This window comes from Acidovorax sp. 99, assembly GCF_003096455.1.
Classification (GTDB): domain Bacteria; phylum Pseudomonadota; class Gammaproteobacteria; order Burkholderiales; family Burkholderiaceae_C; genus Acidovorax; species Acidovorax delafieldii.
This window is the reverse complement of record NZ_QEKU01000001.1, coordinates 2,957,977-2,973,383: the sequence shown is the minus strand read 5'-3', so window position 1 is coordinate 2,973,383 and position 15,407 is coordinate 2,957,977. Positions and strand designations below refer to the sequence as shown.

12 protein-coding genes are annotated in these 15,407 nt (G+C 62.6%); 2 read left to right on the top strand and 10 right to left on the bottom strand.

Features of this window, described 5'->3' with window-relative positions; all coding sequences use genetic code 11:
- Window positions 1–78: 78 nt before the first annotated feature.
- A complete protein-coding gene (locus C8C95_RS13855) occupies window positions 79–2,199 on the bottom strand; it encodes a 3-hydroxyacyl-CoA dehydrogenase NAD-binding domain-containing protein (RefSeq protein WP_116748962.1) in 2,121 nt (706 codons plus the stop codon).
- Between the two features lie 162 nt (window positions 2,200–2,361).
- Here C8C95_RS13855 and C8C95_RS13850 point away from each other — a divergent pair, with 162 nt between their 5' ends.
- A complete protein-coding gene (locus C8C95_RS13850; RefSeq protein ID WP_116748961.1) occupies window positions 2,362–3,282 on the top strand; it encodes a LysR family transcriptional regulator in 921 nt (306 codons plus the stop codon).
- A gap of 153 nt (window positions 3,283–3,435) precedes the next feature.
- On the opposite strand, the gene C8C95_RS13845 is transcribed toward C8C95_RS13850, so the two are convergent.
- From C8C95_RS13845 to C8C95_RS13810, 8 genes are all read right to left on the bottom strand, one after another.
- Window positions 3,436–4,449: a dipeptide ABC transporter ATP-binding protein gene (locus tag C8C95_RS13845; protein WP_116748960.1), complete on the bottom strand. Its 1,014-nt coding sequence runs from the start codon at window positions 4,447–4,449 to the stop codon at window positions 3,436–3,438.
- Window positions 4,446–5,432, bottom strand: a complete 987-nt coding sequence (locus tag C8C95_RS13840; protein ID WP_108498609.1) for an ABC transporter ATP-binding protein — start codon at window positions 5,430–5,432, stop codon at window positions 4,446–4,448. The genes C8C95_RS13845 and C8C95_RS13840 overlap by 4 nt, the downstream gene beginning before the upstream one ends.
- 32 nt (window positions 5,433–5,464) lie before the next feature.
- On the bottom strand, window positions 5,465–6,376 hold the full coding sequence (locus C8C95_RS13835; protein WP_056059141.1) for an ABC transporter permease: 912 nt from the start codon (window positions 6,374–6,376) through the stop codon (window positions 5,465–5,467).
- A 128-nt stretch (window positions 6,377–6,504) separates the two neighbouring features.
- Window positions 6,505–8,088: an ABC transporter substrate-binding protein gene (locus tag C8C95_RS13830; RefSeq protein WP_056059145.1), complete on the bottom strand. Its 1,584-nt coding sequence runs from the start codon at window positions 8,086–8,088 to the stop codon at window positions 6,505–6,507.
- 97 nt (window positions 8,089–8,185) lie between these two features.
- Complete coding sequence (locus C8C95_RS13825; protein ID WP_015012585.1) at window positions 8,186–9,403, bottom strand: M20 aminoacylase family protein; 1,218 nt, start codon at window positions 9,401–9,403, stop codon at window positions 8,186–8,188.
- The gene (locus C8C95_RS13820; RefSeq protein WP_015012584.1) at window positions 9,403–10,383 is read right to left on the bottom strand and encodes an ABC transporter permease; all 981 of its coding nucleotides are present in this window, start codon (window positions 10,381–10,383) and stop codon (window positions 9,403–9,405) included. Before C8C95_RS13820 ends, C8C95_RS13825 begins: the two co-directional genes overlap by 1 nt.
- Before the next feature lie 137 nt (window positions 10,384–10,520).
- Window positions 10,521–12,101, bottom strand: coding sequence for an ABC transporter substrate-binding protein (locus C8C95_RS13815; RefSeq protein WP_116748959.1), 1,581 nt, complete (start codon window positions 12,099–12,101; stop codon window positions 10,521–10,523).
- Between the two features lie 513 nt (window positions 12,102–12,614).
- Complete coding sequence (locus C8C95_RS13810; protein ID WP_116748958.1) at window positions 12,615–13,661, bottom strand: porin; 1,047 nt, start codon at window positions 13,659–13,661, stop codon at window positions 12,615–12,617.
- A gap of 315 nt (window positions 13,662–13,976) precedes the next feature.
- Between C8C95_RS13810 and coq7 the strand changes: the two genes are divergently transcribed.
- Window positions 13,977–14,594 (top strand): 2-polyprenyl-3-methyl-6-methoxy-1,4-benzoquinone monooxygenase, encoded by a 618-nt coding sequence (gene coq7, locus C8C95_RS13805; RefSeq protein ID WP_056646690.1) that lies wholly within the window; start codon window positions 13,977–13,979, stop codon window positions 14,592–14,594.
- Window positions 14,595–14,688: 94 nt separating this feature from the next.
- Here coq7 and C8C95_RS13800 read toward each other — a convergent pair whose 3' ends face one another.
- Window positions 14,689–15,138: an OsmC family protein gene (locus C8C95_RS13800; protein WP_116748957.1), complete on the bottom strand. Its 450-nt coding sequence runs from the start codon at window positions 15,136–15,138 to the stop codon at window positions 14,689–14,691.
- Window positions 15,139–15,407: the final 269 nt, after the last annotated feature.

The following is a 15,407-nucleotide window of genomic DNA, read 5'->3' as shown; positions in this document are numbered from 1 at the left end:
CTAGAGGCCAATATGACTCGAATACGGTGGACTGATGGAAAACGCTTCGCGTGCAATGCAGGTCAGGCTGTCTCTGCGCTATGCAGCTTTGTTCAGGCTGTCGAAATTGCGCCCCTCGGCCACCAGCTTTTCCAGCAGCGGCGCGGGCTGCCAGAACAGCGGGTCTTCCTGGGCGAACTCGCGGATATCGGCCAGCACCTTGTCCAGCCCCGTCATGTCGGCCCACTTCATCGGGCCGCCACGGTGGCGCGGAAAGCCGTAGCCCGCGACAAAGGTCACGTCCACATCCAGCGGGCGCAGGGCAATGCCTTCGGCCACTACTTTGGCGCCTTCGTTGACCATGGCGGCCATGTAGCGGCGCATGATCTCGTCGGCGCTGAAACTGCGGGGCGTGACGCCTTTCTTGGCGCGCTCGGCATCCACTATGGCCAGCACTTCCGGGTCGGGCTGGCCCGTGCGGGCACCGTCGGGGTACAGGTAGAACCCGCGCCCGGTCTTCTGACCAAACCAGCCGCGTTCGCAGATGCGGTCGGCAATTTCCACGTACCGGGCCTTGGGGTCGCGCGTGGCAGCGCGGCGCTTGCGCGTGGCCCAGCCAATGTCGCCACCGGCCAGGTCTGTCACCTGGAAAGGGCCCATGGCAAAACCAAAGCCGCGCACGGCGGCGTCGATCTCGTAGGGGCTTGCGCCGTCTTCCAGCAGGTAGTCGGCCGCCTGCTTGTAGACGGCCAGAATGCGGTTGCCGATAAAGCCGTCGCACACGCCCGCGCGCACAGGCACCTTTTTCAGCTTGCGGGCCAGCTCGAATGCCGTGGCCACCACGTCGGGCGCCACCTTGGCGGGCACCACGATCTCCAGCAGCTTCATGATGTTGGCGGGGCTGAAGAAGTGCAGGCCGATCACATCCTGCGGGCGGCCGGTGGCAGCGGCAATGGCGTCGATGTCGAGGTAGGAGGTGTTGGTGGCCAGCACGGCACCGGGCTTGCACACGCGGTCCAGCTCGCGGAACACGGCCTTCTTGACCTCGATGTCTTCAAACACGGCCTCGATCACCAGATCGACATTGGCGATGTCGGCATAGCTGGTGCTGCCGGTGTAGCGCGCCATCACGGCGGCCTGGGCGGTATCGGTCATGCGGCCCTTGGCCACCAGGGCGTTGTAGACCTTTTCGACATTGGCGCGGCCCCGGGCGATGGACTCGGCATCGCGCTCGATCATGGTCACCGGCAAGCCGGCATCGAGGGCTGCCACGGCAATGCCCGCGCCCATGGTGCCGCCGCCGATGACGGCAATGCTGGCCACGGGGCGCGGCTGCGCGGCCTGTGCCTCGGGCACCTTGACCACTTCGCGCTCGGCAAAGAAAGCGTGGATGAGCCCGGCGCGTTGGGGGCTGTCCAGGCATTCCATGAACAGGGCGCGCTCGCGGGCCATGCCTTCGTCAAACGGCAGTTGCAGCGCGGCCTGCACGCATTCGATGATCTTGAGGGGAGAGAACAGGCCGCGCGACTTTTTGGCGGTCTCGGCCTTCTGTGCGTCCAGCCAGGCCAGTGCAGCTTGCGGCTCGGCAATGGCCAGATCACGCGTGCGGCGCACGGGAGCGTTGGCCGCCAGCAGTTCCCGCACATAGGCCAGGCCTGCGGCCTGCGGGTCGGTGCCTTCCACCAGCTTGTCCACCAGCCCGGCTTGCAGCGCGGCCTGGGCCTTGAGGGGTTGACCACTGAGCATGAGGGTGGTCGCAGCCTGCACGCCCATGAGGCGCGGGGCACGCTGCGTGCCGCCCGAGCCGGGCAGCAGACCCAGGTTCACCTCGGGCAGGCCCAGCGTGGCGGCGGGCAAGGCCAGCCGGTAGTGGGCCGACAAAGCCACCTCCAGCCCGCCGCCAAGGGCTGCGCCGTGCAGCACGGCCACCACGGGCTTGTTCAGGTTTTCGATGGCGCGGCAGACCTCGGGCAGGATGGGTGCTACCGGTGGCTTGCCGAATTCGCGGATGTCCGCCCCGGCAATGAAGGCCTTGCCCGTGCCCACCAGCAGCACGGCGGCCACGGCGGCGTCGGTCTGCGCCTGCTGCATGGCCGCCAACAGGCCCTGGCGCACGGCGGCGCCCAGGGCGTTGACGGGCGGGTTGTCGATGGTGACGACCAGAACATCGCCATGCAGCGCGGTGGTAACAACGGAAGATGCGGCAGCGGCGGCGTGCATACGGGGAAGTCTCCTGGTCAATGGCTGTGCCTGTTGATGACCGACGGATTGTTGATGCGCGAAGTAATCTTGACAATTACATAGCCCATTGACAGACTGTCAAACTTCTTTTGACAAACTGCGGCAAGCGAGCGTTCAGGCGCCGCCCCACCTATCCCGCCTATGGAACTCACCTCCCTCACCGTGCTGGTCGACATCCTTGATGCCGGCAACCTGAGCCAGGCCGCGCGCAACCTGAAGATGACGCGTGCGAATGTGAGCTACCACTTGCACCAGTTGGAAAAATCGGTGGGTGTGCAGCTGGTGCGCCGTACCACGCGCCGGGTGGAGCCCACTGAGGTGGGCCTGCGCCTGTACGCCCATGGCCGCGCCATTCAGAACGAAATGCTGGCCGCGCGCGAGACGATTGCCACGCTGGGCCAAGGCCTGCAGGGCCGCGTGGGGCTGAGCGTGCCCAGTGGCTACGGGCAGATGGTGATGTCGGACTGGCTGATCGACTTCAAGCGGCTGTACCCCGGAATCGTGCTGGACGTGCGCTTCGAAAACCGGGTGGACGACCTCATCCGCGATGAGGTGGACATCGCCATCCGCGTGATGCCCGAGCCCCCACCCACGCTGGTGGCGCGCGACCTGGGCAGCGTACGCTACATCGCCTGCGCATCGCGCGGGTACGCCGAGGCGCACGGGCTGCCCCAGGACTTCGAGGCTCTGCAGGCTGCGCCAGTGATCACCGCAGGGGTGGTGGGCAAGCAGCTGCGCCTGCGCGGGTACCGGGGTGACCAGCGCCAGGAAGCCATGCTGGAGCCCACCCTCATTTCGGAGCACTTTCCGTTTCTGCGCCAGGGCATCCTGGCAGGGCTGGGCGTAGGGCTGGTACCGGATTACGTGGTGCAGGACGCCGTGACCAGCGGCGAAGTGCTGACCACACTCGACGACTGGCGGCTGAGCATTTTTGGCACCCAGATGTTCATGCTCTACATGCCCAACCGCCACCAGACCCGAGCGGTGCGCACCTGCATTGACTACCTGCTGGGGCGGGCCCTGCCGGTAGCCGGCCAAGGAGTGACTGCGGAGCCAGGATGAGCATCTTCTGCGCGTTTACAAGCAAAAATAGCCGCAAGCGCAGGTATTCATTGCGCTAGCAGCTATTTTATTAATAGCAATCGCTACTGTGCCAGTAGCACTGCGGGATGAGTCCCTCCGCCGCGCGTCAGCACACCCGCGTGGCGGCTGGCATCAGATGCGCCCTTCCTCCACCGCATGGCACGCAATGCGGATGCCGCCAATGCTCAGGAGCTGGGGGCGCTCGGTGCGGCAGCGGTCATTGACATGCGGGCAACGGGGGTTGAACGCACAGCCGGGCGGCGGGTTCAACGGGTTGGGTACCTCGCCCTGTACCGGTGTGCGCGCCTTGCCGGTGTCGTGCATCTTGGGGATGGCATCGAGCAACATGCGCGTGTAGGGGTGACGCGGCGTATCAAACAGCGTGTGTTTGTCGGCCAGCTCCACCAGACGGCCCAGGTACATCACGCCGACCTGATCGCTCACGTGGCGCACCACGGCCAGGTTGTGGCTGATGAACAGGTAGGTGAGCTGCCGTTCGCGCTGCAGGTCCTTCATGATGTTGAGCACCTGGGCCTGCACCGATACGTCGAGCGCGCTGGTGGGCTCGTCGCACACCAGGAACTCGGGTTCGGTGGCCAGGGCGCGCGCAATCGAGATGCGCTGGCGCTGCCCGCCCGAGAACTGGTGCGGGTACTTGACCATGTCCAGCGGCGACAACCCCACGGACTTGAGCAACTCGCCCACGCGGGTTTTGAGCTGTTCCTTGTCGGTGATGAGGCCGTGTTCTTTCAGCGGCTCTCCGATGATGTCCTCCACCAGCCAGCGCGGATTCAGGCTGGCGTACGGGTCCTGGAAGATCATCTGGATGCGGCGGCGCATGGCCTTGGCATCGTTGCCCTTGAAGGCGGCGTGCGCGTCCTGGTTGTCGAAGGTGAGGCCGCCGCGGGTGGGCTCGTACAACCCCACCAGCAGGCGGGCCACGGTGCTCTTGCCGCAGCCGGACTCGCCCACCAGGGCCAGCGTCTTGCCCTTCTCGATCTCGAAGCTCACGCCATCCACCGCATGCAACAGGGTGCGAGGCTTGCGCTCGATCACACGGTTGAGCCAGGGAGCGGAGACGTCAAAGGTCTTGGCCAGGTCGTGCGCCTGGACCAGGGCCTTGCTTTTCGTTGCTGCGGCACTCATGCGGTCACCTCGGCTTGGGTCGCGGCACCAGCGTGCAGCCAGCAAGCAGCGCGTGTAGCGCCTGCATCCATCAGGTCGGGGCGGTCGGTCATGCAGCGGTCAAAGGTCTTGGGGCAGCGGGGGTTGTAGGCGCAGCCACGGGGAATGGCGTTCAGGCGCGGCATGGCGCCGTCGATCTGGTTCAAACGTTCACGGTCCATCGTCATGTCGGGGATGGAGGCCATGAGACCGCTGGTGTAAGGGTGCGATGGCTGATTGATCACATCGTGCACCGGACCGATCTCGGCCACGCGGCCGGCGTACAGCACGGCCACGCGATCACAGGTTTCGGCAATCACGCCCATGTCGTGGGTGATCAGCATCACGGCCGCACCGCGTGATTTGCAGATGTTCTTGAGCAGCGTGATGATCTGCGCCTGGATGGACACGTCCAGCGCCGTGGTGGGCTCATCGGCCACGATGAGTTTGGGCTCGGCCGCCAGGGCCAGGGCGATCACCACGCGCTGGCGCATTCCGCCGGAAAACTGGTGCGGATAGTGGTCAATGCGCTCTTCAGCCGCGGGAATGCCGGTGTCCTTGAGCAACTGGATGGCGCGCTGGCGGGCCTCGGCGGCGTTGACCGGCAGGTGCGCCAGGATGGTTTCGGTGAGCTGTCGGCCCACCGTGTACAGCGGGTTCAGCGAGGTCAGAGGGTCCTGAAAGATGGCGCCAATGCGGCGACCACGGATGTGGCGCATTTCCTCATTGCTGAGGTTGTCGATGCGCTGGCCCTCCAGCAGGATCTGGCCCGAGGCCACACGGCCCGGCGGCTCCAGCAGGCCGATGATGGCCGCGCCGGTGAGTGACTTGCCGGCGCCGGACTCCCCCACCACGCCCAGGATCTCGCCGGGCGCAATGGAGAAGGAAATGTCGTCCAGGGCGCGCAGGGTACCGCGGCGGCCCGGGAATTCGACAACGAGGTTTTTGACTTCGAGAAGGCTCATGGAGATATCGCTTTTCTTGTTCTTGTTGTGGCTCAACGCAGGCGCGGGTTCAGGGCATCGCGCAGCCAGTCACCCAGCAGGTTGACCGACAGCGCAATCAGCACCAGCATGGCGCCAGGAAACACGGTGATCCACCATTCGCCGGAGAACAGGTAGTCGTTGCCGATGCGGATCAGCGTGCCCAGCGAGGGCGAAGTGGGCGGAGCGCCCACCCCCAGGAAAGACAGCGTGGCCTCGGTGATGATGGCCGTGGCCACCTGGATGGTGGCCAGCACCAGCACGGGCCCCATCACGTTGGGCAGCACATGCTTGCGCATGATGCGCAGCGGCGGGACCCCCGTCACACGGGCCGCCTGCACGTATTCCTTGTTGCGCTCCACCAGCGTGGAGCCGCGCACCGTGCGGGCATATTGCACCCAGCCGGTGAGGGAGATGGAGAGGATCAGCACCCCGAACGCCAGCGACTCGTGCGCATTGGGAAACAGCGCACGGCCCACGCCAGCAATCAGCAGCGCGACCAGGATGGCAGGAAAAGAAAGCATCACATCGCACAGGCGCATGAGCACAGCATCCACCCAGCCGCCCCGGAAACCGGCAAGCAGGCCGAAGGCCACACCCACCACCACGGAGAGCAGCACCGAGGCAATGCCTACCACGAGGGAGATGCGCGCACCGTAGATCAGCGCGGACAGGATGTCACGGCCCTGGTCATCGGTGCCCAGGGGGTATTTCATAGAGCCCATTTCGCTCCACGCCGGGGGCAGCCGCGCGTCGCTCAGCTCCAGCGTGGTGAGGTCGAACGGGTTGTGGGGCGCCACCCATCCGGCGAACACCGAACAGAACAGGCAAATCAGCGCAATGGCGGCGGCCAGCATGGCGACCGGCGATGTGCGGAAGCTGTAGCCAACGTCGCTGTCGAACCAGCGGGCAAGGGTAGTTTTCATTGTGGGAAACCAATCAACAGGCAACAACACGCGCAACGGGTAGCTGCAGGTGTTGTTGCGGGCTTGAATCAGCCGGTGGCGTTGTCGTTGTTGTAGTCGTCGTATCGATCAGGCGGGAACAAGCAGGATTACTTGCTCACGGTGATCCACTTGAAAGGCATGTAGTTGTCGGCCATCTGCACCAGCTTGACCTTCTTGCTCACACCCCAGGCCAGCGCCTGCTGGTGCAGCGGCAGGTGCCCCACGTCGGCGGTGTGCACATCGAAGGCTTCCTTGATCATGGCATCGCGCTTGGGCTTGTCGGTCTCGACCAGGATCTTCTTGGTCAGTTCGTCCAGCTTGGGGTTGCAATACGCACCCAGGTTGAACTGGCCCGCTCCGGTCTTGTCGTCGGGGCAGATCATCAGCGCATTCAGGGCGTTGTGCGAGTCGTAGGTGGTGGGGGTCCAGCCCAGCATGTAGAAGCTCGTGTCACGGCGCAGCACCTTGGGGAAGTACGTGCCCTTGGTCTCGGCCGCGAGGTTGATCTTGACGTTGATGCGCGACAGGTTGGCGGCCACCGTCTGGCAGATGCGACCGTCATTCACATAGCGGTCGTTGGGACAGTTCATGGTGACTTCAAAACCGTTGGGGTAACCGGCTTCAACCATCAGCTTCTTGGCGGCTTCGACGTCATAGGGCAGGCGCTTGACATCCGGCTGGAAGCCGTTGATGCCGGGGCCCACCATCAGCGCGGAGGGGTTGGAGGCGCCTCGCATCACAGTCTTCTTGATGCCTTCGATGTCGATGGCCTGGTAGAAGGCCTGGCGCACGCGCTTGTCCTTGAAGGGGTTCTTGCCCTTGACGTTGGAGTACAGCAGCTCGTCGCGCTTCTGGTCCATGCCCAGGAAGATGGTGCGCAGCTCAGGGCCAGTGATGGCGCGGGCATTGGCGCTGCCGTTGATACGCTCGATGTCCTGCACGGGCACAGGCTCCATCACGTCCACTTCGCCCGACAGCAGGGCCGCCACGCGCGTGGCATCGTTGCCGATGGGCGTGAACACAACTTCGGTGGCGTTGCCTTCGATCTTGTCCCAGTAGGCGCCATTGCGCACGAACACCGTGCGCACGTTGGGCTGGCGCTCACGCAGGCGGAAGGGGCCGGTGCCATTGGCGCGGAACGACGCCGCGTTCTCGATGCCCTTGCGGCGGTCTACCGGGGTTGTGGCCTGATTGGTCTCGCACCACTTCTTGCTCATGATGTAGGAAGTGGTGATCACGTCTGGCAGGATGGGCTGGGGAGCCATGGTGTCGATCTCGACCGTGTGGTCGTCGATCTTGCGCACCTGCTTGATGTCGCTGTTGGTGGCCTTCATGTCAGAGCCATCGCCCTTCATGCGGGCGAAGCTAAACACCACATCGTCGGCCGTGAACGGCGTGCCGTCGTGGAATTGCACACCCTTGCGCAGTTCGAAGCGCCACACGGTGGGGGCAATCTGCTTCCAACTGGTAGCCAATGCGGGCGCAAGGCTCAGGTCCTTGTTGCGGCCCACCAGGGGTTCGTAAACGTTGCTGGTCACGCTCAGCTGCAGCGACTCGTTGAGTGAGTGCGGGTCCATCGACAGGGCATCGCCCTGGTTGGCGATGCGAACGGTCTGTGCCTGAGCTACCAAACTCGTCGCAGCCAGCGCAGCGAAGAGAGCGGTCACAGCGACTTTTTTCTGGAATTTCATGGAAATCTCCTGGTAGTGAAAGGGTGGGATGGAAGGGTACGAAGACTTCCGGTGGGTGAGCGGTGTGTGCGTGGAGAAGTCAGACGCCCGCGCCTGATCAGAGCGCGGGCAGCGGCATGGCCTGCTCGATCAGGCTGGCGTGCAGCGCAGCGCCCAGCGGCAGGATGTCATCGTTAAAGTCATACCGACTGTTGTGCAAGGCGCTGCCGCTCGATCCTGTGCCTTGGCCAATGCGCAGGTAGGCCCCCGGCTTGTTCTGCAGCATGAAAGAGAAGTCTTCAGCGCCCATGCTGGGCTCCAGGTCGCGCACCACGTGGTCGGCCCCCAGCAGCGACTCGGCCACATCGCCCGCGAAGATTGCTTCGCTTTCGCTGTTGATGGTGGCGGGGTAGATGCGTTCGTAGTGCACCGTGGCCGTGGCACCGAAGCCGAGCGCAATGGCGCTGCACAACTCCTTGAGGCGCTTTTCCACCATCTCCTGCACCAGCGGGTCGAAGGTGCGCACGGTGCCCACTAGCGTGGCCGTGCCAGGCAGCACGCTGAAGGCACCCAGGTCGCCTGCCTGCATCGCGCACAGGCTGACCACCGCACTGTCGATGGGCCGCACATTGCGCGAAACGATGCTCTGCGCAGCGGTGATGATGTGGGCCGCGACCAGCACAACGTCCACCGTCTGGTAGGCGTGCGCGCCGTGGCCGCCACGCCCAGTGATCTCGACCGTGAAACGGTCGGCGGCTGCCATCATCGGACCGGCATTGATCCCCACGGTGCCGGGTTTCATTGCGGGCCAGTTGTGCATGGCAAAGATGGACTGCACGGGGAAGCGGTCAAACAACCCGTCTTCCATCATCACGCGGGCACCGGCAAAGCCCTCTTCGCCCGGCTGGAACACCAGCACGGCGGTGCCATCGAAGTTGCGGGTTTCGGCCAGATAGCGCGCAGCGCCAATCAGCATGGCGGTGTGACCGTCATGGCCGCAGCCGTGCATGAGGCCCTGCTTGCAGGACTTCCAGGCGAAGTCGTTGTGCTCGGTCAGCGGCAGGGCATCCATGTCGGCGCGCAGGCCCACCATGCTACCGCTGGCGCTGCTGCGCCCACGAATGACGCCCACCACACCCGTGCGCCCGATGCCTTCGTGGATCTCATCCACACCGCAGAGCTTCAGCGCTTCCTTGACGCGCTTGCTGGTGTAGATCTCTTCGAAACCCAGCTCCGGATGGGCATGCAGGTCACGCCGCAGTGCCGTCAACTCAGGGTGGTATTGCGCGATGTGAGCGAAGGCGCGGCCACCAGCTTTCAAACGGGGGCCTTGCATCAATGGCCTCCTGCCTTGCCAACGCGCAGTCGAGGATCGACCGCGAAGTACAGCAGGTCAACCACCAGGTTGATCACCACAAAGATCAACGCAATCAGGCACAGGTAAGCGGCCATCACGGGAATGTCAGCGAAGGTCACAGCCTGGATGAACAGCAGGCCCATGCCTGGCCACTGGAACACCGTCTCCGTGATGATGGCAAAGGCGATCAGGCCACCCAGTTGCAGACCTGTGATGGTCAGCACGGGCACGAGAGTGTTCTTGAGGGCGTGGCCAAAATGGATGGCCCGATTGGACAGGCCACGAGCCCGGGCGAACTTGATGTAGTCGGTGCGCAGCACCTCCAACATTTCGGCCCGCACCAGCCGCATGATCAGCGTGAGCTGGAAGATGGCCAGCGTGATCGCAGGCAGGGTGATGTGGTGCCAGCCCTTGGCCTTGAGCAAGCCGGTGCTCCACCAGCCCAGCTGCACGACCTCACCCCGACCAAAGCTGGGGAACCAGCCCAGGTGTACGGCAAACACCAAAATCAACAAGATGCCGATCAGGAAGGTGGGCAGGGACACTCCCAGCAGGGACAGTGTCATGAACAGCTGGCTGGTGAAGGTGCCGCGCTTGAGGGCGGCATACACGCCCATCGGCACGCCAATGACCAGCGCGAGAAGGGCCGCTACCAGCGCCAACTCGAGAGTGGCCGGGAAGCGCTCGGCAATCAGGCGCGACACCTTGGCACCTTGGCGCAGGCTCAGTCCAAACTCACCCTGCGCTGCATTCACCAGAAAGTGCCAGAACTGCACAAAGAAGGATTTGTCCAAGCCGAGGGCGCTGCGCAACTCGCGGATCTGCTCGGGGGTGGCGTCCTGGCCCAGCAGGAACACCACGGGGTCTCCCACGTACTGGAACAGCATGAAGGAGATGAAGGCCACCGTGACCATGACAATCACAGCCTGTATCAGGCGGCGCAAAATAAAGGCAAGCATCAGAGAGTCGAGTGAGTGTTCGATGGAAGTGCCGCCGCCACTTTTGGTGGCTGAGGCACTGCGGGTCAATACATCGTCAGATATACCAAAGAAAGCAAGGGCCGCACGGCCCTTGCTTTCAGTCTGTCAAGAATAAATCAGTTCACCTTGACCGTGCGCATGTCCACGCGGTTATCGGCACGGTGCACCAGTTCGATGTTCTTCTTCATGGCCCATGGGATCACCTGGTCATGCAGAGGAATGTGGGACACGGTGTCGTTGGACAGTTGCAGCGCCTCGGTCAGCATGCGGGCGCGCACCGGTGCATCGGTTTCGGCCTTGATGCGGTCCACCAGATAGTCCATGCGCTGGTTGCTGTAGCGACCCACGTTGTAGTTGCCGTCACCGCCTTGGCCCACCGTGCGCACCAGCGATTGCAGGCTGTACAGCGCGTCGAATGTCGGCACGCCCCAGCCCAGCATGTAGATGCTGGCTTCGTAGCGCTGGATCATCGGGAAGTAGTTGACCAGCGGCAGCGTGCGCAGCTTGGCCTTCACCCCCACGCGCGCCCACATGGCCGTCACAGCCTGGCAGATGGCTTCGTCGTTGATGTAGCGGTTGTTAGGGCAGGCGAAATCCACTTCAAAGCCATCGGGGTAACCCGCCTCGGCCAGCAGCTTCTTGGATGCATCAACGCTGTATGGGAAACGCTTGCCAACAGCCTCTGTGTAGCCAGCCACTTGCGGCGCAACGATGGTGCCGGTGGGCTTGCCCAGGCCGCGCATGATGTTGCGCGAGATGGTTTCTGCATCAATCGCCTGGTAGAGCGCCTTGCGCACCCGCACATCCTTGAGCGGGTTCTTGCCCTTGATGTTCGAGCCCGGGAGCTCTTCCCGGAACTGGTCCATGCCGAGGAAAATTGTGCGGTTCTCCACACCATCAATCACCTTCAAGTCAGGGCTGGCGCGCAAGCGACCCAGATCCTGGGGTGACGGGTCGAGCACCAGATCCACTTCACCCGACAATAGTGCAGCAATGCGTGTGGCTGCAGACTTGATGGGCGTGTAGACGATCTCGGTCACATTGCCGTCCATCTTGCCCCACCAGTTGGGGTTGCGCTTGAACACCATCTTCACATCAGGCTGCCACGACTCCAGGGTGTAAGGGCCTGTGCCCATGGCGTTGCGGTGGGCAAAATTTTCGTCGGTGCCCTTGATGTCTTTGGGCTCAACCGACTTGTTCTTTTCCGCCCAGGCCTTGCTCATGATGCGCAACTCGGTCATCTGACGCAGCAGAACCGGATTGGGCGAAGACAGGATGACGTCAAAGTTCTGCGCATCCACCTTCACCACTTTGCTGATGCCCTGAACGTAGGGGGTGAAGTTGGACGTTTTGGCCATGGCCCGCTGGATGGAGTACACCGCATCGTCGGTGGTCAGCGGCGAACCATCATGGAACTTCACGCCCTGACGCAGCGTGAAGCGCACCTGCGTGGGGCTGATCTCCTTCCAGGCCGTCGCCAGCACGGGTTCCACATCGAACGTCTTGCTGTTGTAGTACACCAGGCTTTCATACACATTGGCATGAAGGCCGTTTTGCAGCGCATTATTTTGGGAGTGAATGTCCCAGGTCGCGATTTCCCCCTGACTGGCCCATTTGAAGGGCTTGGCCTGCAATGACGGCGCAAACAGCAGCGCGGCAGCAGCAGCCACCGACAAAAGACTGTGGTTGAGTTTCATGGAACCCTCTTGATTAAAAGTTTTACTATGCAGTAAAGGTTGCTCTATAGCCAACGGGAAATCCCTGAATCCCCGATGCCATGAAGGGCCTATAACTGCGCTGGCAACGCTTTCGTCATGCAAGGTTGGTGCCAGCTAAAACTTTGCTTTCGCGAGTACCCATTGGCACTCATGCGGTTGCTCACGAGGGCGATATCGCCTCGGCACCTTTTCAATAAACCATGGGCCGATGTACCGACGTTGGGCCTCCTAACCGCGGTTCTTGAGCCCCTAGTCGCTACGGGAACACCGGGCGCATGGAGGCAACCGGCCGCAAAACACAGCCAAAGCTCCGCATGAGCGTTCCTCCCTGGAACGCCAACCAGGGAGTCAATTGGAATCAACCCAAACACACCGACAAAGGCTCTCTCAGGGACAAAACAAACAAGCAAACAACCCGAGAAATGAAAAAAGCCGCCCGAAGGCGGCTTTTGAGCTTATGTATCAACAACTGGCCAAAGCCAGCTGACGATATTAGAAGCTGTGACGGATACCGAAGTCGTAACCGTTGGAGTTGCTGTTCACACCAGTCACAGCGCCGTTCAGAGCTTGTGCAGCGCCGTTCTTGTTGCTCAGGTGAGCGTACGTTGCGTACAGAGCCGTGCGCTTGGACAGGTTGTGCACGTAGCCCAGAGCCAGCTTGTTCGTACGGGGATCAGCACCAACGGTGTCGATCTTGTAGGTGGAGTAGGCCAGACGAACTTCGCCAGCGCCCACGGGGATCAGACCACCGATCAGGAAGCCCTTGCCGTCGTTGCCGCCGCTGATCTTGTCTTGGTTGTAGTGAGCCATGATCTTAGCCATGCCCAGGTCATATTGACCACCCAGGTTCACAGCCTTGATGTTGCCCGTCAGGAACTTGGTTTCGGAGAAAGCGATAGCGGCGTTGATAGGGCCGTTAGCGTAACCAGCGCGCAGTGCCAGGCCGTTGCCGTCCTTCTTGTTGGCAGCGTTGCTGTTGTTCTCACCCATGTAGTACTGGGCTTGGCCGTAGAAACCGCCCAGGTTGCCAGGCAGGAAGTAGCCGATGGAGTTCGAAGCGCGGATGGTGGTAGGGCCGCCCAGGCTGGAGTTCAGGGTTTGGGTGGTGCCCACGCCGTTCGTGCCGAACGGATCGAACACGGTCAGGTTCCAGAATTGGGGGGTGTAGTCACGGCCCAGACGCACTTCACCGAAGCCGCCGTTCAGGCTGACCGTCGAACGACGGTTGAAAGTCAGGCCGCCGCCAGTGCTGGTAGCTGCTTGGTTGTTGGTGTTGGTAACGCCGCCGGTACCGTTGTCATTGTTCAGACCAGCTTCGAGCCAGAACGAAGCGGACATGCCGCCACCCAGGTCTTCAACGCCGCGGAAACCCAGACGGCTGCTGTTGTAGCCGGAGTTCGTCAGTTGCGACTTGTTAGAGACGCTGCCGGAACCGTAAGCGTAGGTTGCATCAACCACGCCGAACAGGGTCACGGAAGATTGAGCCATTGCAGCGCCGGAAGCAGCCAGCACAGCCAGGGCAATCAGGGATTTTTTCATTGCGAGTTACTCCAAGGTTAAACATCGGGCTCCGGTACGGGGGGTCTATGGTGAAAGCACCTGCACAGTCCCGCCGGTTTCCCGGGCCAACCTCCTGGTGGGGAAGTTGCTCTTATTGCACCAGACCCGGCCGGGTTTCGCAAAGGAATTCACCCACAATCGCCCCGAAAGGGGAAATTCGTTGCAGTGTTGCAACATTTCAGTGCGCACGGGCAAAATCACGATTGCTGCATGCAACTCCTGTGCCTTGCCTTGCGGTTTTTTGTATCCAAGTGCAATTTATGTTTCGACGCCATTGCCATCCGAGAGCTTTCCATGGACGCTTTTTTGACTGCCGCAGACAACGCGCTGCGCACACTGTTTGCCCAACCCCGCGCTTCCGAACAGACACCGGCACACGGCGTGCCCGAGGCGTCGCTGGATCCTGCGCAGAAAAAGCTGGCGGGAGCCCTGATGCGCGTGAACCATGTGGGGGAAGTGTGCGCCCAGGCACTCTACAGTGCGCAGGCGGCCGTCACCCGTGACCCCGCCCTGCGGGACCACCTGCAGGCAGCGGCGCGCGAAGAGACCGACCATTTGGCATGGACACAACAGCGCCTGGACGCACTGGGCGCACGCCCCAGCCTGCTCAACCCTCTGTGGTTCGCAGGGGCTTTTGCGCTCGGGCTGGTGGCTGCCAAGGTCAGCGACCGGGCCAACCTGGGTTTTGTGGTGGAGACGGAAACCCAGGTGGCCGCGCATCTGCAAAGCCACCTCGACAGGCTTCCCGAGCAAGACCAGGCGTCAAGGGCCGTGGTCGCCCGGATGAAGCAGGACGAGGAGCGGCACGCAGACCAGGCCCGCGCCGCCGGTGCGCTGGAATTGCCCGCCCCGGTGCGTCTTGCCATGAAAGGCGCCGCGAAGGTCATGACCACCACGGCGCACTATCTTTGAACCCCAAGCTGGCTCACGCAGGCAGCAGGCGCACCAAAACATACGCGCCGCAACCCGCTCAGCTTGGCAGTCCAGACCACTACACGCCGCCCCCTCAAGCCTCCAGCACTTCGAAGCCGGTGGTGATTTCGGCTGTCTTGCCCAGCATGATGCTGGCCGAGCAGTACTTGTCGTGGCTCATGGAAATCGCACGCTCCACGGCGGCCGGGGGAATGCCCTTGCCCGTGACGGTGAAGTGCATGTGGATCTTGGTGAACACCTTCGGGTCGGTCTCGGCACGTTCCGTCGTCAACTTGACGCTGCAGCCGCGCACGTCATGGCGGCCGCGCTTGAGGATCAGCACCACGTCATAGGCGGTGCACCCGCCCGTGCCCGCCAGCACGGTCTCCATGGGCCGGGGCGCCAGGTTCTGGCCTCCGTTGGCCGGGTTGGCGGCATCGGGAGCGCCATCCATGGTCAAAACATGGCCGCTGCCGGTCTCGGCCACAAAACCCATGCCAGAACGGGTTCCCGCCCCGCCGGTCCAACTGACTGTGCATTCCATTTGTGTTTCTCCTGTGTGACACGTGGTTTTTTTCGCACGGAAAACCGAAACGAAAAGAATTTGATGCGAATTTTGCTGCATCGCAACAAGACTCGCGCTAAACTTCGCCCATGCGCTGCCGCTTTCGAACAGAAAGGAACCGGCAGGCGGCAAGAAGCCCGGAACCCGGCACTTGCCTCGCACCGATTGTCTCCTCCATCTCCTCAAAGGATGGATTAGCCCCAGGCCTCACGGCCCGGGGCTTTTTTTTGCCCGCTCGCACCGACCCA

Coding starts and splice junctions, on each gene's coding strand:
- C8C95_RS13855 (WP_116748962.1), bottom strand. CDS start 2,199: ATGCACGCCGCCGCTGCCGCATCTTCCGTTGTTACCACCGCGCTGCAT.
- C8C95_RS13850 (WP_116748961.1), top strand. CDS start 2,362: ATGGAACTCACCTCCCTCACCGTGCTGGTCGACATCCTTGATGCCGGC.
- C8C95_RS13845 (WP_116748960.1), bottom strand. CDS start 4,449: ATGAGTGCCGCAGCAACGAAAAGCAAGGCCCTGGTCCAGGCGCACGAC.
- C8C95_RS13840 (WP_108498609.1), bottom strand. CDS start 5,432: ATGAGCCTTCTCGAAGTCAAAAACCTCGTTGTCGAATTCCCGGGCCGC.
- C8C95_RS13835 (WP_056059141.1), bottom strand. CDS start 6,376: ATGAAAACTACCCTTGCCCGCTGGTTCGACAGCGACGTTGGCTACAGC.
- C8C95_RS13830 (WP_056059145.1), bottom strand. CDS start 8,088: ATGAAATTCCAGAAAAAAGTCGCTGTGACCGCTCTCTTCGCTGCGCTG.
- C8C95_RS13825 (WP_015012585.1), bottom strand. CDS start 9,403: ATGCAAGGCCCCCGTTTGAAAGCTGGTGGCCGCGCCTTCGCTCACATC.
- C8C95_RS13820 (WP_015012584.1), bottom strand. CDS start 10,383: ATGCTTGCCTTTATTTTGCGCCGCCTGATACAGGCTGTGATTGTCATG.
- C8C95_RS13815 (WP_116748959.1), bottom strand. CDS start 12,101: ATGAAACTCAACCACAGTCTTTTGTCGGTGGCTGCTGCTGCCGCGCTG.
- C8C95_RS13810 (WP_116748958.1), bottom strand. CDS start 13,661: ATGAAAAAATCCCTGATTGCCCTGGCTGTGCTGGCTGCTTCCGGCGCT.
- coq7 (WP_056646690.1), top strand. CDS start 13,977: ATGGACGCTTTTTTGACTGCCGCAGACAACGCGCTGCGCACACTGTTT.
- C8C95_RS13800 (WP_116748957.1), bottom strand. CDS start 15,138: ATGGAATGCACAGTCAGTTGGACCGGCGGGGCGGGAACCCGTTCTGGC.